At 61.9% G+C, this 19,275-nt stretch carries 17 protein-coding genes; 13 read left to right on the top strand and 4 right to left on the bottom strand.

The annotated features are described in order from the left end of the window. Positions 1-90: 90 nt before the first annotated feature. From ACE3PP_RS03485 to ACE3PP_RS03435, 11 genes are all read left to right on the top strand, one after another. Positions 91-1,818, top strand: coding sequence for a long-chain fatty acid--CoA ligase (locus tag ACE3PP_RS03485; RefSeq protein ID WP_374377977.1), 1,728 nt, complete (start codon positions 91-93; stop codon positions 1,816-1,818). Beyond that, entirely contained in the window at positions 1,818-2,954 is a 1,137-nt protein-coding gene (locus ACE3PP_RS03480; RefSeq protein WP_374377975.1) for an acetyl-CoA C-acyltransferase, read from the top strand. Before ACE3PP_RS03485 ends, ACE3PP_RS03480 begins: the two co-directional genes overlap by 1 nt. Next, positions 2,954-5,281, top strand: a complete 2,328-nt coding sequence (locus ACE3PP_RS03475; protein ID WP_374377974.1) for a 3-hydroxyacyl-CoA dehydrogenase/enoyl-CoA hydratase family protein — start codon at positions 2,954-2,956, stop codon at positions 5,279-5,281. The genes ACE3PP_RS03480 and ACE3PP_RS03475 overlap by 1 nt, the downstream gene beginning before the upstream one ends. A gap of 165 nt (positions 5,282-5,446) precedes the next feature. Then, entirely contained in the window at positions 5,447-7,234 is a 1,788-nt protein-coding gene (locus ACE3PP_RS03470; protein WP_374377972.1) for an acyl-CoA dehydrogenase C-terminal domain-containing protein, read from the top strand. Between the two features lie 255 nt (positions 7,235-7,489). Continuing rightward, positions 7,490-8,260 carry a hypothetical protein gene (locus tag ACE3PP_RS03465; protein WP_374377970.1) on the top strand — a complete coding sequence of 257 codons (771 nt, stop codon included), beginning with the start codon at positions 7,490-7,492 and terminating at the stop codon, positions 8,258-8,260. Positions 8,261-8,313: 53 nt separating this feature from the next. Continuing rightward, a complete protein-coding gene (locus tag ACE3PP_RS03460) occupies positions 8,314-9,111 on the top strand; it encodes an ABC transporter permease (protein ID WP_374377969.1) in 798 nt (265 codons plus the stop codon). Beyond that, a complete protein-coding gene (locus tag ACE3PP_RS03455) occupies positions 9,108-9,908 on the top strand; it encodes an ABC transporter permease (protein WP_374377967.1) in 801 nt (266 codons plus the stop codon). The genes ACE3PP_RS03460 and ACE3PP_RS03455 overlap by 4 nt, the downstream gene beginning before the upstream one ends. A gap of 239 nt (positions 9,909-10,147) precedes the next feature. After that, the gene (locus ACE3PP_RS03450) at positions 10,148-10,615 is read left to right on the top strand and encodes a GNAT family N-acetyltransferase (protein WP_374377965.1); all 468 of its coding nucleotides are present in this window, start codon (positions 10,148-10,150) and stop codon (positions 10,613-10,615) included. A 122-nt stretch (positions 10,616-10,737) separates the two neighbouring features. After that, positions 10,738-11,931, top strand: coding sequence for an aspartate aminotransferase family protein (locus tag ACE3PP_RS03445; protein ID WP_374377963.1), 1,194 nt, complete (start codon positions 10,738-10,740; stop codon positions 11,929-11,931). 4 nt (positions 11,932-11,935) lie between these two features. Then, on the top strand, positions 11,936-12,856 hold the full coding sequence (gene argF, locus ACE3PP_RS03440) for an ornithine carbamoyltransferase (RefSeq protein WP_374377961.1): 921 nt from the start codon (positions 11,936-11,938) through the stop codon (positions 12,854-12,856). Positions 12,857-12,866: 10 nt separating this feature from the next. Beyond that, positions 12,867-13,835, top strand: coding sequence for an Hsp33 family molecular chaperone HslO (locus ACE3PP_RS03435; RefSeq protein ID WP_374377959.1), 969 nt, complete (start codon positions 12,867-12,869; stop codon positions 13,833-13,835). 27 nt (positions 13,836-13,862) lie between these two features. Here the strand turns inward: ACE3PP_RS03435 and ACE3PP_RS03430 are convergent, their stop codons facing one another. Beyond that, a complete protein-coding gene (locus ACE3PP_RS03430; protein WP_374377957.1) occupies positions 13,863-15,581 on the bottom strand; it encodes a sensor histidine kinase in 1,719 nt (572 codons plus the stop codon). Between the two features lie 214 nt (positions 15,582-15,795). After that, positions 15,796-16,329 (bottom strand): hypothetical protein, encoded by a 534-nt coding sequence (locus ACE3PP_RS03425; protein ID WP_374377956.1) that lies wholly within the window; start codon positions 16,327-16,329, stop codon positions 15,796-15,798. Between the two features lie 236 nt (positions 16,330-16,565). On the opposite strand from ACE3PP_RS03425, the gene ACE3PP_RS03420 reads away from it, so the two are divergent. Together ACE3PP_RS03420 and ACE3PP_RS03415 are read left to right on the top strand one after the other, a co-directional pair. Further along, on the top strand, positions 16,566-17,165 hold the full coding sequence (locus tag ACE3PP_RS03420) for a hypothetical protein (RefSeq protein WP_374377954.1): 600 nt from the start codon (positions 16,566-16,568) through the stop codon (positions 17,163-17,165). Between the two features lie 15 nt (positions 17,166-17,180). Next, positions 17,181-17,471 (top strand): 4a-hydroxytetrahydrobiopterin dehydratase, encoded by a 291-nt coding sequence (locus tag ACE3PP_RS03415; RefSeq protein ID WP_374377952.1) that lies wholly within the window; start codon positions 17,181-17,183, stop codon positions 17,469-17,471. A gap of 4 nt (positions 17,472-17,475) precedes the next feature. Here ACE3PP_RS03415 and ACE3PP_RS03410 read toward each other — a convergent pair whose 3' ends face one another. Continuing rightward, the gene (locus ACE3PP_RS03410; protein ID WP_374377950.1) at positions 17,476-17,979 is read right to left on the bottom strand and encodes a PAS domain-containing protein; all 504 of its coding nucleotides are present in this window, start codon (positions 17,977-17,979) and stop codon (positions 17,476-17,478) included. Between the two features lie 49 nt (positions 17,980-18,028). Further along, on the bottom strand, positions 18,029-19,216 hold the full coding sequence (locus tag ACE3PP_RS03405) for an MFS transporter (protein WP_374377948.1): 1,188 nt from the start codon (positions 19,214-19,216) through the stop codon (positions 18,029-18,031). Between the last annotated feature and the right edge of the window lie 59 nt (positions 19,217-19,275).

Raw genomic sequence — 19,275 nt, 5'->3', positions numbered from 1 at the left:
GCCTTAATGCCTAAAGATCGGCTCTAATCATCTGGGCTTGATCCGGCGCGTCGGGGGACGATGAACAGCGCCGTGGTCGCTAGGAGGGCCATGAGCGCCACGTCGTTGCAGGATTCCGGCTCGGCCGAGGATACGGCCCGCCCCTGGCTCGCGAGCTATCCGCGCGAGGTCGACGGTGCGACGCCGATTCCGGCTCTCCCTGTCTATCGCCTGCTCGACGACAGTGCCGCTGCCTATCCCGGCAATGACTGCATCGACTTCCTCGACAAGCATTACTCTTACGCCGAGGTGAAGCGGGAAACCGACCGCGTCGCCAAGGGGTTGCAGCAGATCGGCCTGAAGCCCGGCATGCGGCTGGGGCTATTCCTGCCCAATTGTCCCTATTTCGTCTTCTTCTATCACGGTGCGCTCAAGGCCGGGGCGACCTTGGTCAACTTCAACCCGCTTTATGCCGAGCCGGAGATCGAGCGGCAGATCGCCGATGCTGAGGTCGATTTCATGGTGACGCTGGACGTCGCCCAGCTGCTCCCCAAGCTTGATGCGGTGCTGCCGAAATCGCGGCTCAAATCGGTGATCGTCTGTCCGATGGCGCACCAGCTGCCATTCCCCAAGAACCTCGTCTATCCCTTCGTCATGCGATCGGCCCATGCGCGGATGATGCGCGACAGCCGCCACATCGCCTACAAGGATCTCGTCGACAATGACGGCGCCTATCGCGCGGTCGAGATCGACACGACGATCCATGTCGCCCTGCTGCAATATACCGGCGGCACGACCGGCGTGCCCAAGGGTGCGATGCTGAGCCATGCCAGCGTCTATACCAACGCCATCCAGTCGAAGCGCTGGTTCTATACCGTCGACAAGCCGACATCGAAGACGGTCGGCGTCTTGCCGCTGTTCCACGCCTTTGCCATGACCTGCGTCATGAACTGGACGCTGTCGGTCGGCGGCACCATGATCCTGGAACCCAAATTCGACACGCTGCGGCTGCTCCGCATCATTCACGGCAAGCGCCCGACGGCCCTGGTCGGCGTGCCGACCTTGTTCAACGCGCTCCTCAATTTCCCGCAATTCAAGGAATTCGATCTTTCCTCGCTGGTCTTCGCCATTTCCGGCGGCGCGCCGCTGCCCGCCGAGGTGCGCAAGAAATTCGAGGAGGAAAGCGGCTGCCGGCTCATCGAGGGCTACGGCCTTTCCGAAGCCTCGCCGGTCTGCTGCTGCAACCCGGTCGATACGGGCGGCAAGGCAGGATCGATCGGCCTGCCCTTCCCCTTCACCGCCTGCGAGATCGTGTCGCTCGATGACGGTGTCACCCGCATGCAGCCCGGCGAGAAGGGCGAGATCTGCTTCCGCGGGCCGCAGGTGATGCTGGGTTATTGGAAACGCCCCGACGCCACGGCGGAAGTCATCAAGAATGGCTGCCTCCATACCGGCGATGTCGGCCATGTCGATGCGGAAGGCTTCGTCTTCATCACCGACCGCCTGAAGGAGATGATCAACGCTTCCGGCTTCAAGGTCTATCCGCGCGTCATCGAAGAGGCGATCTATCAGCATCCCGCCGTCAAGGAATGCGCCGTCATCGGCATCGACGATCCTTACCGCGGGCAGAATATCAAGGCCTTCGTCGTCCTGAAGGATGGCGAGACCTGCAGCCAGGAGACGCTGGATGCATTCCTGGAGAGCCGCCTCTCCAAGATCGAGAAGCCGCGTTTCTATGAATTCCGCGCCGATCTGCCGAAAAGCATCATCGGCAAGATCCTGAAGAAGAATCTGGTGGACGAGGAAAAAGCCCGTGCCGCCCAAAAGGAGAAGCCGTGATGAAAGAAGCCGTCATCGTCGCCTATCAGCGCTCACCCTTTCACTTCGCCAATAAGGGCGCGCTGATCAAAGTGCGGCCCGACGATCTCGCCGCCGCTGTCGTGAAGTCGATCGTCGAGAAGACCAAGGTCGAGCCCAATGATATCGAAGATCTGCTGATGGGCTGCGCCTTCCCGGAAGGCGAGCAGGGTTTCAACGTGGCGAAACTGGTGGGCATGATCGCCGGTCTGCCGCAATCGGTCGCCGGCGCCACCATCAACCGGTTTTGCGGTTCCTCCATGCAGGGCATTCACCTGGCGGCCGGGGCCATCGCGATGGGGGCGGGCGACGTCTTCGTCTGCGCCGGCATCGAAAGCATGACTCGCGTCCCCATGCTGGGCTTCAACCCGATGCCCAACCCGGCCCTCAACGAGCGCCTGCCCGCCGCCTATATCTCGATGGGCATGACGGCGGAGAATGTCGCCAACAAATACAAAATCAGCCGCGCCGAACAGGAAGCCTTCGCGGTCGAAAGCCAGAAGAAGGCCAGTGCCGCCCGAACTGCGGGCAAGTTCAAGGACGAGATCGTGCCGATCCAAGCCGGCAAGGAGACGATCTCGGAAGACGGCACGATTCGGCCCGACACGACGACGGAGGGTTTGGCTGGACTCAAGCCCGCGTTCGATGCGGCGGGCTCGGTGACGGCCGGTACGTCGTCGCCCTTGACCGATGGCGCCGCTTGCTGCCTCGTCACCTCGCTCGATTACGCGAAGTCGCATGGCTTGCCGATCCTCGCCAAGATTCGCGCCGTTTCCGTGGCAGGCTGTGCGCCGGAGATCATGGGGATTGGCCCGGTGACGGCGACGCAACGGGCGTTGAAGCGCGCGGGCCTCACCATCGACGATATCGACATCATCGAGCTTAACGAGGCCTTCGCCTCGCAATCGCTCGCCTGCATCCGCGACCTCAAGATCGATATCAACAAGGTCAATCTCGACGGTGGCGCCATCGCCATCGGCCATCCGCTGGGTGCCACAGGCGCCCGCATCACCGGCAAGGCGGCGAGCTTGCTGAAGCGTGAGGGCAAGAAGTTCGCGCTCGCCACCCAATGCATCGGCGGCGGCCAGGGTATCGCCACCATTCTGGAGGCGATCTGATGCCCATCAAGCAAGCCTGCGTCATCGGCGCCGGCGTGATGGGGGCGGGCATCGCCGCCCAGATCGCCAATGCCGGCATTCCGGTTCTGCTGCTCGATATCGTGCCGAAGGAAGGAAGCGACCGTTCCGCCATCGCCAAGGGGGCGATCGAGAAGCTGCTCAAAGCCGATCCCGCACCGCTTATGTCGAAGGCGGCGGCAAGATTGATCACGCCCGGCAATATCGAGGATGATCTCGACAAATTGGGTGACGTCGATTGGGTGGTCGAGGCGATCATCGAGCGCATCGATCTCAAACAGGGCCTTTACCACAAGCTCGAAGGCAAGCGGAAAAAGGGCTCGGTTCTTTCCTCCAACACATCGACCATCCCCTTGGCGAAATTGGTCGAAGGCATGCCGGAGACGGTGCAGGCCGATTTCTGCATCACCCATTTCTTCAACCCGCCACGCTATATGCGCCTGCTGGAGATCGTCGGCGGTGTGAAGACGCGCCCCGAGGTCTTGCAGGAGATCAGCGATTTCGGCGACCGCATGCTGGGGAAGACCATCGTGCATGCGAAGGATACGCCGGGCTTCGTCGGTAACCGCATCGGCGTCTTCTGGATGCAGGCGGCGGTGACCGCCGCCCTTGATCTCGGCCTCACGGTCGAGGAAGCGGATGCCATCATGGGCCGCCCGATCGGGGCACCCAAGACGGGTCTGTTCGGCCTCCTGGATCTCGTCGGACTTGACCTCATGCCCCATGTCGACAAGAGCATGGCGAGCCTGCTTTCACCCGGCGATGCCTATATGAAGCTGCGCCGCCCCTGGGCGCTCCTCGAAAAAATGATCGCCGACGGCTATACGGGCCGCAAAGGCAAGGGCGGCTTCTATCGCCTCAACACGGAAGGTGGGGGGAAGGTCAAAGAATCGATCGACCTCAAAACCGGTACCTATGCCCCGAGCGATCGCGCGCGCCTCGATTCAGCCGATGCCGCCAAGGGCGGCCTCAAGGTCCTGGTCGAGCACAAGGACAAAGGCGGGCAATATGCTTGGAAAGTTCTGTCCGGCCTGCTCTCCTACGCCGCCTCGCTGGTGCCGGAGATCGCCGACGATGTCGTCGCCGTCGATCAGGGCATGAAGACCGGCTACAATTGGAAGCGCGGGCCCTTCGAGATGATCGACCAGATGGGCGCCGCCTGGTTCGCCGAAAAACTCACCGCTGCGAAATTACCGGTACCGCCCTTTTTGGCGATTGCCGCCAAGGCGGGCGGATTCTACCGCGTCAAAGACGGCGCCATCGAACATCTGAAACCCGACGGGAATTACACCAAGCTGGTGCGGCCGGAGGGCGTGCTGCTGCTCTCCGACGTCAAGCTGGCAGCGAAGCCGATCATGAAAAACGGCTCGGCGTCATTGTGGGATATCGGCGACGGTGTCGGTTGTCTCGAGTTCCACAGCAAGATGAACGCGCTCGATCCGGACAGCCTGACCCTCGTCAAGCAGGCGGTCGATCACGTGGCGAAGAAGATGAAGGCGCTCGTTATCCATAACGAGGCGGAGAACTTCTCGGTTGGCGCCAATATCGGCCTAGCCCTCTTTGCCGCCAACATCGCCATGTGGCCGATGATCGAAGATATGATCGGCACCGGCCAATCCGCCTACAAAGCGGTGAAGTTCGCGCCCTTCCCGATCGTCGGCGCGCCGAGCGGCATGGCTTTGGGCGGCGGCTGCGAGGTGCTGCTCCACTGCGCTGCGATCCAGGCCCATGCCGAGACCTATATGGGCCTCGTCGAAGTGGGCGTCGGCCTCATCCCCGGTTGGGGTGGCTGCAAGGAAATGCTGCTACGCTATCAACCCGGCCCCAAGGACCCTAAGGGCCCGATGCCGCCGATTGCACAAGCGTTCGAGGCGATCTCACTGGCCAAAGTTGCGAAATCCGCAGCAGAGGCGAAGGAACTCAAATTCCTGCGCAAGGATGATTCGATCAGCATGAACAAAGACCGGCTGCTGTTTGACGCCAAGCAGAAGGCGCTGGCGCTTCTCGCGGCCGGCTATCAGCCGCCAGCGCCGCAGGAACTGCGCCTGCCCGGCCCAACCGCGCGAACTGCATTGCAACTCGCCGTCGAGGGCTTCGCGCAGCAGGGCAAGGCGCTGCCGCATGACGTCACTGTCTCCGACGCGCTCGCCGAGGTGCTTTCGGGCGGCAAGACCGACATCACCGAAATCGTCACCGAAGACCAGATCTCGAAACTCGAGAAGAAAGCCTTCATGACGTTGCTACGAACCGGCCCGACCTTGGCGCGCATGGAACACATGCTCACCACCGGCAAGCCGCTCAGGAATTGAGCAGGATGGATTTGACCCAGTCGTTCCATACCCCCCTCTCTAACTCTCCCCCTCAAGGGGGGAGAGGACTGGAACGAGCGCGTTGCTCGATTGCTTCTCCCTCCCCCCTTGAGGGGGAGGGCGGGGAGGGGGGTATCGTCCGACCGGGCTCTAAGGGAGACAATCATGCCCGCCTATAAAGCACCCTTGCGCGATATCCAGTTCGTGCTGAATGAAGTTCTGCAGTTCGAAAATCTGCCGCAGCAGATTCCCGATTTTGCCGAAGCGACCCCTGATCTTGTTGCCACGATCCTGGAAGAAGCCGGCAAGTTCTGCGAGGAAGTGCTGCAGCCCCTCAATCACCCGGGCGACGAAGAAGGCTGCCATTACGAGAACGGCACCGTCACGACGCCGAAGGGCTTCAAGGAAGCCTACAAGACCTTCATCGAAGGTGGCTGGACCAGCCTACCCTGTGATCCGGAATATGGCGGGCAAGGGTTGCCGAAACTCGTCAATTTCGCCGTCGAGGAGATGATCTGCTCAGCCAATCTCTCCTTCGGCATGTATCCCGGTCTTTCCAACGGCAATTACAACGCCATCCACACACATGGGTCGGATGAGCAGAAGGCGCTCTATCTCCCCAAACTCGTCGACGGCACCTGGACCGGCACGATGTGCCTGACCGAACCGCATTGCGGCACGGATCTCGGCCTTTGCAAGACGCGTGCGGAGGCAAATCCCGACGGCTCCTACAAGCTTTACGGCACCAAGATCTTCATCTCGGCCGGCGAGCATGACTTCACCGAAAACATCATCCATCTGGTGCTGGCGCGCCTCCCAGATGCGCCGGCCGGCATTCGCGGCATCTCGCTTTTCGTCTGCCCGAAATACCTTCCCGACAAAGACGGCAAGCCCGGCGCCCGCAACCCGGTCGTCTGCGGCTCCATCGAGAAGAAGATGGGCATCAAGGCATCCTCGACCTGCGTCATGAATTTCGACGGGGCGCAAGCCTGGCTGGTTGGCAAGCCGCATAAGGGCATGTCGGCCATGTTCACCATGATGAACACGGCGCGCCTCGCCGTCGGTATGCAAGGCCTGGGGATCGCCGAGGCGGCGTATCAGGGCGCCGTTACTTACGCCCGCGAACGCCTGCAGATGCGATCGCTGACCGGCGCGCAGTTTCCCGAAAAGGCCGCCGATCCGATCATCGTGCATCCGGATGTGCGGCGCATGCTGCTGACCATGCGCGCCTTCACCGAAGGCTGTCGAGCCCTTGCCTATTGGGTCGGGCGTGAGCTCGATGTGTCGCAGCATCATCCCGACCCTGAGAAACGGCAGGAAGCCGACGATCTCGTGGCGCTCCTCACCCCGATCGTCAAATCCTTCCTGACCGATCACGGCTTCAACGCCGCCAATCTCGGCGTCCAGGTCTATGGCGGCCACGGCTACATCCGCGAATGGGGCATGGAGCAGCTGGTGCGCGATGCGCGCATCACCCAGGTCTATGAAGGAACCAACGGCATTCAGGGGCTCGACTTGGTCGGGCGCAAGCTGCCGACCGGCATGGGACGCCTTGCGCGCCGCTTCTTCCATCCCGTCGCCGACTATATCGAGCAGGCATCCGAAAAGCCCGAGATGGCTGAATTCGTGCTGCCGCTCGCCAAGGGCTTTGCCAAGCTGCAGCAGGCAACGGCCTGGGTGGCACAGGCAGGCCTCGCCAACCCCAATGAAGCGGGTGCTGCCGCGACCGATTACCAACGCCTCTTTGCGCTGGTGGCTCTCGGCTATATGTGGTGCCGCATGGTCGAGATCGCCCTTGCCAAGAAGAATGAGGACGGTGACGGCTTTTATGCGGCCAAGGTCATGACGGCGCGCTTCTATTTCGCGCGCCTGCTGCCGGAGTCTAATTCGCTGTTCACGACCTTGATGGCTGGATCTGACTCCTTGATGGCGATGCCGGCGGACGCATTCTGACGACACCGATCCGTCACAGAGCTTACCCGACCTTAAAGCGTCGCGCGCCGGATGCAGCCTTTGCATCGGAAACGGACTTGGGCATGCCAAGTCGGAGATTTTGATCACAGCGTTTTCACAGCTGAAAGAATCTTCTCACAACGGAACTGCCACACTTCCTGGGCATTCTGACTGTGTTCGGTGATGCCGAGTCGGAGGGGCACGGAATGTTCCTTGGACTCCCGATGCATCGCCCCCACGGGACGGGATGTTCATATGGTACGCAGCGCGACGATGGCGGTAGGCAAGGCATTTGCTGCCGCGACTCTGGTTCTTGCCCTTTCCACAGCGGCGGCTTCAGCCGGCATGGATGAGGCGGCCCTGGGTTATCGCCTGGGCACGACGCTGACCCAATTCAAGAACATGAAACTGCCCTTCAAGGACCTGCCCAAGGGTGCCACGGTCAAATGCGCCAACGACCCCGATCTCAAGGATCGCATGGTGGGCTATGTCGCCCGCGATGAGGCGCGCTATGAGGCCGTGGGGCTGCTGACCTGCCGGGTCGTGGCGCCCGATCCCGCCAATCTTTCCTGGTGGCGCCCGGTCGAGTTCGAAATCAACGGCGTCAAAACACGCGTCCGCTTCGACTTCATGGAAGTCGCCGATCGGTCTAACGGGGCAGACGAAGGATTCCAGACCGCCAGCTTCGATGAAACCGGCTTCAGCGATGCGCTCTATGGCGGCAACGAGCTGGGTGCCGGTGGCGGCCAGTATGCGCTGGTGGCGGCGCGTCTTTCGCCAGTCCGGGCCAAGGACGGCTACAAGCTGATGGCCGGGCTCAATCAGCAGCTGGGCGATCCGGCCGTGAAGCGCGACAAGGTCGAGATCGCGCCCGGTATCTCTTTCAAGATGGATGTCCCTACCTGGCAGCGGGGCAATATCACCGTGGCAGCCTGGGATCCGTCGGAACTCGGCCATTATGACTTGGTCTTCACCATGACCAGTGCCAAGGACGAGCTTCAGGCGAAACTCGACGACATTCAATAAGCCGGCCGGAGGCCATTGCGCGCGGCGGGCGGGGGCACTAATTTCGCCCCATCATGTCGCACAGCCTATCGCCCCGCCGCTATGGGCCGATCAACTGGATCGGCCTTGCCACCCTATATCGCAAGGAAGTCCGCCGGTTCCTGACCGTCGCGACCCAAACCGTGCTCGCCCCGATGGTGACGACGCTGCTGTTCCTCGCCGTCTTCGTGCTGGCGATGGGGCATTCGACCGACCTTGTTGGTGGCGTTCCCTATATGGAGTTTCTCGCCCCCGGTCTCATCATGATGGCGATGACCCAGAACGCCTTCGCCAACACCTCCTCCTCGCTGATGATCGCCAAGATCCAAGGCAACATCGTCGATCTGTTGATGCCGCCGCTCAACGCATTCGAGATCACGCTGGGGCTGGCCTTGGGCGGATTGACGCGCGGGCTGATCGTGGGGCTCAGCACGGCAGCGGCAATATGGGTCTTCGTGCCGCTGCACCTCGCGCATCCCGGCGCCATGATCTTCTATGCGGTGATGGCCAGCCTGATGCTGGCACAGCTCGGTGTGGTTGCCGGCATCTATGCTGAGAAGTTCGACCATATGGCGGCGGTCACCAATTTCATCATCACGCCCTTGGCATTTCTCTCCGGCACCTTCTATTCGACCGAGCGCCTACCGGAGCTGGGCCGCTTCCTCGCCCATCTCAATCCCTTCTTCTACATGATCGACGGGTTCCGCTATGGGCTCATCGGCCATGCCGATGGGTCGCTTCTGCTCGGTACAATCGTGCTTATCGGCGTCAACCTGGCCTTGCTGGTCGGCAACTATCTCAGCTTCCAATATGGCAGCCGGTTACGGCCATGAATGCCGGTTCCCTGCAGCCAAGACGGTTCGGTACCGTCAATTGGATGGGGCTCTATACGCTGACCCGGCGTGAAGCGCTGCGCGGGCTTCAGGACTATAATTACCAGATTCTCGGCCCCGTTGTTTCCTGCCTGCTTTATCTCGGCGTCTTCCATCTGGCCTTGCGCACGACCGGCGGCATGGCGAGCAACGCGTCATTGCTCGATTTCATCGCCCCCGGCCTCATCATCTTCGTCGCCTGCGAGAAGGCTTTTGAGTGCGCCTGCGGCTCGTTCATCTTCGACAAGCATGAACGGGTCATGGCCGATCTGCTGATGGCCCCGCTCAATGCCGCCGAACGCGTCTGCGGCTATCTCGGCGGCGCCTCCGCGGCCGGCATGGGTGTGGGCGCCGTGGTGGCGCTCGCCACACTCCTCTTTGCCGATCTCAGCCTCTTCAACCTTCCCGCCCTGCTCTTCTTCGCGCTCATGGGCACCATGCTGCATGCCTTGATCGGCATCCTGGTCGGCATCTGGGCGGAAAAGTGGGACTCCTTCGCCGCCGTCCACACCTTTCTGCTGTTGCCGCTGTCGTTCCTTTCCGGCGTTTTCTACCGGGTCGAGAACCTGCCGGAAGCGGCACAGAACCTGGTGCGGCTCAATCCGGTCTTCTACATCATCGACGGGTTCCGCTTTGCCATGACCGGGACCGGCTCGGCGGATCCGCTGACCGGCGCCGGCGTCCTTCTGGCCGCCAATGCGATTCTCTTCTGCATCGCCTATCGCTGGTTCCGCAGCGGCTATCGCCTGAAGCCGTAACGGTATCGCCCCAACGGCCTTGACCGGCCGGCGGCAATTCCCTAGGTTCCGACCCATGAACAACCTTCTTTGCCGCGCGGCCAGCCGACGTCGACTCTGCACCCTGGTGCGGAGCGCTCAGCTTTTGGCACGAACGGAAAGGTTTGCCGGCGAATAGACCCCGGCATCGTTCGAGTTGAAGCGCCCCTGCCCACCAGACCGGTCGGCGGGGTTTTTTGTGTTTTTTCGGAGCCAGGCGAATGACAGGCGATTTACCATTCGTGATGCGGCCGGCCGTGCCGGATGACGCCCCGGCCATTGCCGCCATCGTTTCGGCCGCCTACGCCAAATGGGTGCCCGTCATCGGCCGCAAACCGCTGCCCATGCAGGTCGATTACGCCAAGGCCGTGCTGGAGCATGACTTTGACGTCGTCAGCGGGGACGGCCGCCTTGTCGGCCTTATTGAAACCATGCCGCGCGCCGATCACCTGTGGATCGAGAACCTCGCCGTCCACCCGGAGGCGCAAGGTCAGGGGATCGGCCGGCTGTTGCTGGCGCGCGCCGAGGAGAAGGCCAAGGAACTGGGCACATTCGACCTGCGGCTGCTCACCAACGGCGCTTTCACGGCCAATATCGCCCTCTACCTGAAGTATGGCTATGCCTTGGACAAGCAAGAAGAATTCATGAACGGGACAACCGTCTACATGAGCAAGAAGCTGACGCGATGACGGGCCCGGTCGCCAATGCCGGCCGCCCATCCACACCCGCGGTTGACAGAGAGGGCTCCCCTCCCGATAGTCGCCGCTTTCCGGGCCAAACGATGGCCCTTTTTGACCCACTAGAGGCCAAAATGACCGCTCAAATGCCTAGCAGCCTGATGCACACCTATGCCCGCTCGGAACTCGCCTTCGACCGTGGCGAGGGCGCCTATCTCTTCACGGCGGATGGGCGACGATTCCTGGACTTCGCCAGCGGCATCGCGGTGACGGCACTGGGTCACTCCCACCCCCACCTGGTGAAGGCGCTCATCGACCAGGCGCAGAAGCTGTGGCACACCTCGAACCTCTATCAGGTTCCAGGGCAGACCAAGCTCGCCGAGCGCCTGACCAAGGCGACTTTCGCCGACCAGGTCTTCTTCGCTAATTCCGGCGCCGAGGCGATCGAATGCGGCCTGAAGCTCATCCGCAAATACCATGACGATTTCGGCGATCCGAAGCGCTACCGCGTGATCGGCTTCGAAGGCTCGTTCCACGGCCGCACGCTCTCGACGCTTGCTGCCGCCGGCAACGAGAAATATCTCAAAGGTTATGCACCCAATGTCGACGGGTTCGACCATTGCGCCTTCAACAATCTCAACGAAGTGCGCGCCAAGATCGGGCCGGAGACGGCGGCGATCCTCATCGAGCCGGTGCAGGGCGAAGGCGGCATGCGCGCCGCTGATATCGAGTTCCTCAAGGGCCTGCGCAAGGTTTGCGACGAGTTCGGCCTGCTCCTCATGTTCGACGAAGTGCAGTCGGGTGTGGGACGTACCGGCAAGTTCCTGGCCCATGAATGGGCCGGAATCACGCCTGACATCGTTTCGATCGCCAAGGGCATCGGCGGCGGCTTCCCCATGGGCGCCTGCCTTGCCACCAACAAGGTGGCGGCGGCCTTCGGCCCCGGCGCCCACGGCACCACCTTCGGCGGCAATCCGCTCGCGATGGCGGTCGGCAACGCCGTGCTCGACATCGTGCTCGACACCGATCTGCTGGATCACGTCAACAAGGTCGGCGCCCATCTCGATGCCCGCATCGACGAGTTGCTGCGCCGCTTCCCTGCCTTCTTCGTGCTGAAGCACGGCAAAGGTCTGATGCGCGGCCTGAAATGCGCCGCAGGCGTGGTCAACACGGATGTGGTCGAGGCATTGCGCGGCGTCGGCCTCCTGACCGTCGGCGCCGGCGACAATACCGTCCGCCTGCTGCCGCCCCTCATCATCACCGAAGCGGAAATTGATTCTGCCATCGACATGATCGCCGCCGTGGCGGCCCAAGCGAAAGCTGCGTGATATTATGACCAAGACCCCCCATCATTTCCTCGATCTCGATGTCATGTCGGCCGCCGACCTGCGGCGCATCATCGACGTCTCAAAGGCCGTCAAGGCCAAGAACTTCCCGAACGGCAATGCCAAGCCCTTTGCCGACAAAAAGCTCGCCATGATCTTCGAGAAGCCCTCGACCCGCACCCGCGTCTCCTTCGAGATCGGCATGAAGGCCTTGGGCGGCGAGGTGGTTGTTCTGGAGCGCGAGAGCTCACAATTGGGCCGCGGCGAGACCGTTGCCGACACGGCGCGCGTGCTCTCTCGCTATGTCGATTGCATCATGGTGCGAACCACCAAGGAATCGAAACTGATGGAGCTCGCCGAATACGCGACCGTCCCCGTCATCAACGGCCTGACCGACCGCACCCACCCCTGCCAGCTGATGGCCGATGTGATGACCTTCGAGGAACATCGTGGGGCCATCAAGGGCAAGCGCGTGACCTGGTCCGGCGACGGCAACAACATGGCGACAAGCTGGATCCACGCCGCCGTGCGCTTCGATTTCGAGCTCAACATCGCCTGCCCCGCCAATCTCGCCCCGCCGCGCGACGTCATCAACTGGGCGCATGAGAACGGCGGCAAGGTGAAGATCTCCGACAACCCGCAGGAAGCGGTGAAGGGCGCCGATTGCGTCGTCACCGACACCTGGGTTTCGATGGGCGATGCCGATACCTTCGACCGCACCGAACAATTGCGCCGCTTCCAGGTCGACGAAAGGCTGATGAGCCTCGCCAATCCGGGCGCCATCTTCATGCATTGCCTGCCCGCCCATCGCGGCGACGAAATGACGGCCGCGGTGATCGATGGCCCGCAATCAGTGGTCTGGGACGAGGCTGAAAATCGCCTCCATGCCCAGCAGGGGATTCTTTATTGGTGCTTCGGCCTGCTTTAATATGACAGGCATGGAAAGCACCCGCCTCACCCCACCTGCCAGCGATTTCGTCCAACCATTCCAGATCGAGGGGCACGGCGTCCGCGGGCGCCTGGTGCGCCTCGACGGCGTGGCGAGCGAAATCATTGCCAAGCATGCCTATCCCGAACCGGTGGCGCATCTCCTCACCGAAATGATGGCGCTTGCCGCCATCCTGGCCGCGACCCTCAAATATGAAGGCGTCTTCACCCTGCAGGCGAAGGGCAACGGCGCCGTGCGCGTGCTGGTCGCGGACGTCACCTCAGGTGGCGCCGTGCGCGGCTACGCCCAGTTCGATGCCGAGGCGGTCGCAGCCATTCCGGCGGCCTCGGCCAATCTCATGCGCCTGACCGGTGGCGGCTATCTCGCCTTCACCGTCGACCAGGGCGAGCATGCCGAACGCTATCAGGGCATCGTCGAACTTGAAGGCTCCAGCCTGGTCGATTGCATCCACCATTATTTCCAGCAATCCGAACAGCTGCAGGCGGCGTTCAAGCTGGCAATCGAACATCATGCCGGCGGCTGGCGCGCCGGGGCCATCATGCTGCAACGTCTGCCGAGCCAAGGCGGGCATGCATCACCGGGCTGGACGCCGGATGGGGCCACGCCGCACGATTGGCAGGGCGGCAGTGGTTTCTCCGAGATCGAGGGCGAAGAGGCCGATGATGCCTGGCGCCGCGCCGTGGTGCTGATGGCCAGCGCCCAGGACCGCGAATTGCTCGGCCCCGAGACCGGCATCAACGATTTGCTCTATCGCCTGTTCCACGAAGACGGCGTCCGGGTCTTCACCGGGCACGACCTCAAGGCGCAATGCCGCTGCTCGCGAACGAAGGTCGAGACGGTCTTGAAGTCGCTGGGTTCGGATGAACTCAACGATCTTGCCGTCGACGGTGCGCTCGTTGTCACGTGCGAGTTCTGCAACAGCGAATATCGCTTCGCTCTAGGCGACGTAACGGGTTGATCGCAGGCCTCCGTCGTTCGGAGCGCCTTAGTCTGCAGGAATGAGCGCAGGGTCGAAGCCCTGATCCGGTTCGGTCGGCTGCGGGAAGTGCATGCGGAATATTGTGCCGCGACCGAGCTCACTTTCGACGACGATGCTGCCACGATGCATTTCGACCAGATTTCGCACGATCCAGAGGCCAAGCCCCAACCCCTCTTCCTTGCCGGCGACCATGGCGTCCCCACGCGCAAACCGATCGAAAATACGCGGCAGCGCATCCGGCGCGATGCCACGACCCTGGTCTTCAATACTGATGCTGAGGCCGGCATCCGCGTCTTTTGCGAGGCGGACCGTCACGGTCTTCTCGCGGCCTGAGAACTTGACGGCATTGGTGAGAAGGTTGTTGAGGATCTGCAACGCACTGCGCTCGTCGATGATCCATCGCGGCAGATCGGCGGCAGTTTCCAGATGCAGCCGGATCTGCTTGGCATTGGCGGCCGGCTCGACCAGGGCGAGCGCTTCACGTGCCAACGCAACAGGATCGTGCGGTGCTTCTTCCATTTCCAGATGGCCGCTTTCGATCTTGGCCGTATCGAACAATTGGTCGATGAGCTTAAAGAGCAATGATCCGCTGTCGCTGATGTGGCGCACGCATTCCAAATGCTTTTCATTTTCAAGCTTGCCACCGATGCCCAACTTCATCATGTCGGAAAATCCGATGATGGCATTGAGCGGCGTGCGCAATTCGTGACTCATATTTGCCAAGAAGTCGGATTTGGCCCGATTGGCGCGCTCGGCCGCATCCCGTGCTTCGGCCAGGTCGATCATATGATGGCGGAACATTTCCGTCGTCTGTTTGGCCGCCGCAACCCGGTTGCGCTCTTGCTGAATTTCATGGCGCGCCAAAAGAAACAGCAGTGCGCACAGCATTGAAAAGCTGATACCGCCGATCAGCACCGTCTGGGCCAGATTGCGATTTGGTCCGCCCTGGAAATCCGATGCCGCCTGCCAGACCATTTGCCATTCAGCACCGGCAGCGATGCGCAGCGATTTGATGGTCTGTGATGGCTCTGGGGCAATTGGCACAGGATCACCTGGCAGCGGCCGATAATCGACCGGGTAGAGTTCGCCCTGTGCCAATGCCCGATGCGCGACACTGAGCGACAAGCCTGCAGGCACTTTTTCCGCGACAAACGCGGCTAGAATCTGCTCCAGATCGATGGGCGTCAGCAGCAGCGGTGGCCTTTTGCCGCCCTTCAGCGCGACGATCAGCGCAAAACGTGGTCCCAGCGCATCCTCGAACAAGGGCTCCGCCGTGAGCAGCAGGCGTTGCGGTTCCTTGGCGGCTTGTGCCGCTGCAGCCGCCAATCCCGGCCACCGCCGTGAATCGGCGCCGACTTCTCCATAGCGCGCAAACCCTGTGCTGTAGGGAACCTTATAACCGCCGGTGCCGTGTTCCAGATAGGCCATAGCGACACCACCGTCACCATCGGCAGGCGCTATCGCCGAGATCGCCCGATAGAATTCGGATGCAGTAACATCTTCAGAGCCCAGGAACAGGCCGTTGATGGCCCGCAAAGGCGGCTGTGTTGCGTTGACAGCGTCAATAAAGACATCGTCCAGGCGTTCGGTCTGATTCTGCGTGGCTTCACGCCAAGCATCGGTGGCGCGACCGCGCAGTTCAACATAGACAGCGTAGCTCGCCAGGACGCCGACGAACAGGATGACCAGCGGGACAGCCGTCAAGATCGGCGCGGCCGGGCGCATGACGACCTGCCAATGCGAAGACAAACTCGGCGCGGCGGCGCCATTGCCGGGTCGCGTTAAGGATCGAGCCGCTTCGTCGGTTTCAAATCCTTGTAGCATCAACACCATCAACTAGGTCGTCTGATGACTACATGATCGCGCCGCCGGTTGACCGCCGCAAGGTTAAATGATTTCTAACATGTTAGGATAATTGACTTATTTGCAATGCACACAATCAATGAAGGGCAGCCGATTGCAACATGGAGCGCGGCGTCGCGGCAGCGTCCGGCACATCCGGGGGCAATCGAAAGGACCGCGCCGCGAGCTCAGTTGCGAAATCGGTAAGGGGGCGCAACGCATGGCGCGCTGACGCCGACGGCAACCAGTTTCGCAAAGCATCGTATGCGGCGAATACGTCTTCCGTCTGCGCTGCGGCGACGGCTCGGCGCAGCAGGCTTTCATCCGGGCTTACGCGGGGACATTGCAGGCAGCGAATGTCGATCTGGCGCGTCGCATCATGCGCGACGATGGTGAGAAGTGCGTCGAGCGAGGCTCGGGCCGGTTTGAGATCCAGCTTCTCGAATGTGCCGCAACTTACGTCTTCAAACGGCTTGTCCAATTTCAACGCTGTCACCCAAGCACGCGCCGACCAGATGACAAATTGCGCCCCGAATGTGAGCGCCGTGAGGGCCGGCTCAGTGAGCGGTCCCGTCTCCTGAACGTCGGCAGGTTCGGCCGCATGGGTGCATTCATTGTCGTTGGCCGCCATGACAGTTCCTTTCATCTTCAGAGAGGCGACCATAGCTCCCGCGGACTTCAATTGCAAATGATTTGCAATTGCAACAATGCCGCACTTGCGGGCGGAAGGGGGCGCTGGCAGGGTCGTAGGCACCCGATTTGCCGTTGAACCTGGTCAACGCAGCGGAAACAGACCGTCACCCCAGCCGCAGCACACTGCAAAGCGTCCCAGTTTTCGATCACCAGCCACAAGAGTCTTCGCTGCCGATGTTTGCAAAACCTACCCGCCTCGCCTTCCTCGCCGCGCTCGGCGCGGCGATGTTCTCCCTCACCGCCTGCAACACGCCGCCGGATCGCCAGGCATTTCCCGACATCACCTTCCAGCATCTGCCACCGATCAATCTCGACGTGGCCCATATCGAAATCGCCAGCGACTACCGCGCGGCGGACGTTCAGAATGAGAATTCGGCCGACTATCCGGAAACACCGGAAAAGCTCGCCCTCGACTGGGCCCGTGACCGCTTGAAGAAGGTTGGTTCGCGTGGCCAAGCCACCTATACCGTCGTCGAGGCGCGTGCCGTGAGGGTCCCTCTGCCGCGCTCCTCGGGAATCAATGCGGCTTTGAAGACGGAACAATCCGATCGCTACGATCTCAGCATCACCGTGCGGCTCGAAGCGGGCAATCCGCTGTCGGGCAAATCCGGAACGGTGACTGAGACCGTCACCAGATCGCAGACGGTGCCGGAGAATATGACTCTCAACCAGCGCGAGGCGGTCCTCTTCAACATGCTCGACGCCGCCATGAAAGATCTCAATGCGCGACTTGAAGCCAGCATTCCGCAGTATCTGGCGCCTCTCGTGCGCTGAAACAAGGAGGTGGACATGATTGCCAAGCTCAATGATACCGAGCGCAATCTCGCCTTCGCCGAGTTGCCACAATGGAAGCCGGTCGACGGCCGCGACGCGATCTCGCGCAGCTTCCGCTTCAAGAACTTCGTCGAAGCCTGGGGCTTCATGTCGAGCGTTGCCCTTCTCGCCGAAGCGCAGGACCATCACCCGGAATGGTTCAATGTCTATAACCGCGTTGATATTCTGCTGACGACGCACGACTGCAAGGGACTGAGTGCGCGCGACGTGAAGCTCGCCAAGTCAATCGACCAGTTGGCGGGCTGAGTGCTCAGGAACTCGCCTGCCGACGCAAATCGAGGGGCGAGAAGAAGAAGTCCTCCAGCCCCAGGCAGCGATCGATCCGCGCGCCCGAGCTGGACAATGGCAGCATCACGATTTCGCTGCGCCCGTCGGTATCATTGCTGAGCGGCCAGGAATCGAGCCCGTAATGCGGTAGGCCGCTGGCCACAACTGCGTGATAGGCGCGTGTATAGCGCTCGCTGGAATCCCAGCGCATCTCGTCGAGATAGGTCCCGGTGAAATCGAGCCGGTTGAATTCCACGACCCGCGTCCCCACCAGCCGGTAGCGCACACGGAACGGCTCTTCAATCTCGGCAATGAGGAGCAACGGCAGCAGGTCGCGAATGGCGGCAGGGTCGATATCGTCGCGCAAAGGGACAGGACGGCCGTTCCGGCGGGATTCCCAATAGGCAACGAGGCGCCGGATCCGCGTCGATGTGATCGCGGAATCGCTTGGGGAGAAATCGGGAAAATGCTCCGCCATGTCAGTCATGGTCGCGTAACCGGTGTGACAAAGCGACAGGAATGAGAGCCGGCGGTCGTCATAGGCTACGCGGCAGCTTCAACGCCAGCATGCCGCACAACAACGCGAAGCCGCCGCTGACGACGAAGACAACGGGCAGCGGAAAGAAGCTGAGAAGAAGGGCAAAGATCGCCGGCGGAATGAGAGCGGCACTGTCGCGGTAGATGCTGAAGATCATCGTCATCTGCGGCCGCTCCCATCCGCGGACGGCGCGCAGAAAGGTAACGACGCAGACGGAATCGAGCGAAACCGAGCCGATGGCCGAGACGATCAGCATCCAGCTGGCGACATCCGGCCGGTCGCTGAACCAGGCGACGGAGAAGGTCGCAACCGCTACCCAGCAAAAGGCCCCGGCGATGAAACGCCTGAGACCGATGCGCCGACCAAGCCACCCAAGGAACAGGCTGACGAAAAGAAGTGCCGTGCAGGAGGCGATGAGGTCGCCCGCCTCAACCGCCGGCTTTCCGGCCTGAACAAGATAAATCGGCGCGTAGGTGAAGAGCGTCACCCACCACATCTCGCGCCCGAAATTGAGTACCCAGGCAAGCGTCAGCCGCCTTTGGGAGAAGAAGCGCCGCACGTTCACCCAGGGCGTGAAGCGACCGGCGGCGATCGCCGGGGATGGTGCCTGCAGGTGGAGACGCCGGAAATAGATGAAGAGCACGATCGCGGCAGCAATCGACACGGCAAAGGGGAGCAGCGGCGACATTTCATAGAAGCGGATGCCCAGGAACGGTCCGCCGACCCAGGCCGTCGCCGAAAAGAAGGTGCGCAAGGGTTCCGACTTGGCGAGGTCGCGCTTGTCGATGAAGGCCGCGATATAGATGTTGAGGAGGCCGAGCAGACCCGCCGCCGCCATTGCCCGCATCATCCAGCCAAGGCCAAAACCCACCACGCTCTGCGAGGCCATCAGCAGCGAGGCGATACCCAGCATGCCGATCGCCAGCAGGTACGTGGCGCGCGGCCGCCAGCGATGAATGATCGCAGGCAGGACCAACGCCATGCAGACACCGGCGACGCCGACCACCGTCACCGCGACACTGACATTGCGCGCCGAGCCGAGAAGCCGCAGCGCCTCGAGCGGAATGACCGGGGCGATGATCGCCCGCGCAATCGAATCCAGGGTGAACAGAGTCGCAAATAGCACCGGTCCCGGCCGCGTTACGGGCGCGTACCAGGGGCGGTCGTCGGCTAGGGCGATACTCATGGGGTGGGGTGGATTTCGGCGCGAGGATCGATGGGTCGCGCCATCATAGCGATTGCCGC

Origin of the sequence: Dongia sp. (assembly GCF_041910485.1) — a bacterium.
GTDB lineage: Bacteria > Pseudomonadota > Alphaproteobacteria > Dongiales > Dongiaceae > Dongia.
The sequence above is the reverse complement of the archived record's forward strand: the minus strand, read 5'-3'. Positions and strand labels throughout refer to the sequence as shown.